The organism is Streptomyces spiralis (assembly GCF_014654675.1).
GTDB lineage: Bacteria > Actinomycetota > Actinomycetes > Streptomycetales > Streptomycetaceae > Streptomyces > Streptomyces spiralis.
Genome location: NZ_BNBC01000023.1, coordinates 146,455 through 147,838 on the forward strand (window position 1 = coordinate 146,455; position 1,384 = coordinate 147,838).

At 74.8% G+C, this 1,384-nt stretch carries 2 protein-coding genes; both read right to left on the reverse strand.

Annotated features, from left to right (window positions below):
* Window positions 1-40: 40 nt before the first annotated feature.
* Window positions 41-394, reverse strand: a complete 354-nt coding sequence (locus IE318_RS23690; protein WP_189903466.1) for a YncE family protein — start codon at window positions 392-394, stop codon at window positions 41-43.
* Between the two features lie 140 nt (window positions 395-534).
* Window positions 535-1,149, reverse strand: coding sequence for an ankyrin repeat domain-containing protein (locus IE318_RS23695; protein ID WP_373311251.1), 615 nt, complete (start codon window positions 1,147-1,149; stop codon window positions 535-537).
* Between the last annotated feature and the right edge of the window lie 235 nt (window positions 1,150-1,384).

Genomic DNA, 1,384 nt, shown 5'->3' on the forward strand with positions numbered 1-1,384 from the left:
GAAGGAGAAGGGCCCGGAGACGATCCGGGCCCCTTTCCATTCACTGCTCCCGCGCCACCGGGCCAGGACAGGGGCGCCCCGCCGGGACGGAGAGCGCGATGCGCATGCCGCCGCCGCGGTACTCGCCGGTGGTCACCGGACCGGTGTACGTCGAGTAGGGAATCAGCGCGGTGCGCCGCCGGGTCGCGGTGTCGACCGCCGCCACGCCCTCCGCCGTGGCCACCCAGGCCGTCCCGTCGCCGCCGAGCGCGATCCCGTACGGCGCCGTGCCCACCTTCACCGAGTCGGGTCCGGCCGCCTCGCGATGCCGTGACGGACCGACGAAGGTCACGGTGTCGGCGCCGAAGTCCGTGACCACGAAGGTCTCCCCGGCGTCCGTGGACGCCTCGGGCATGCCCGGGCGTGTCGCGGACGGTGAGGTGGAAGACGCGGCCGGAACATCGGAACCCGATGCACACCCGACCATCAGCGTGGCGGCGGCAAGCGCGCCGAGGGCACCCGCCCCGAGGGCACCCGCCCCGAGGTGACGCGCCCTCATCCCTCGGCCTCCCGCAGCACGGCCGCGATCCTCTGGAAGCCGCGGCGTTCGGCGTGCGTGCGGGCCGTGACGCCGTCGGCGTCAGGGAGCAGCGGGTCGGCGCCCGCCGCCAGCAGCACCTCCACCACCTCCTGGTGGGTGCGGCCGCCGTCGCCGAGGATCACCGCCTCCAGCAGTGCGGTCCAGCCCAGCCGGTTGACATGGTCGACGTCCACAGCCGTTTCCGCCAACACGGCCCGTACGTAGGCCACATGGCCGCGCTCGCTCGCCGGGATCACCGACACCCCGCCGAACCGGTTGGTCAGCGTCACGTCCGGGCCGCCGGGCAGCAGCGCGCGCATCATCGCCACGCTGCCGGTGACCCCCGTGACCAGCCACGGGCTGTCCTCGCGGGAGTCCTGCGCGTTCACGTCCGCGCCCGCGGCCACCAGCACCCCGGCCACCGCCACATGGTCGGCGAGGGCGGCACGCAGCAGGGGCGTACGGCCGTCGGTGTCGCGCGTCTCCAGATCCGCGCCGTCGGCCAGGGCCGCCCGTACCGCCTCGGCGTCGCCGCGGTGTGCGGCGTCCAGCAGGGCGAGGTCGGCCGCGGAAGGTGCCTTCCTGGTCACGATGTAACTCCTCCACATGGTCAGGACGGGCGGCAGGGCCGCACGGCGGGGCGGTCGCCCGCGCCGAGCCGGCCGACGGCATGCGGCCGGAGGGGGTCCGTACACCGCCGGAATGGCCTGCCCGGTCAGGCCGGTGCTCACTCGAGGGTCTCCTGTCGTGTCCCCGGCGTCAGTTGGCGTCGGCGATCGCCGCGATGCCGGTCTGGGCGAACTTCTCGTCCAGGTCGCCGGAGGG

Excerpts from the sequence above, each read along its gene's own strand:
- IE318_RS23690 (WP_189903466.1), bottom strand. The coding sequence starts at position 394 with ATGCCCGAGGCGTCCACGGACGCCGGGGAGACCTTCGTGGTCACGGAC.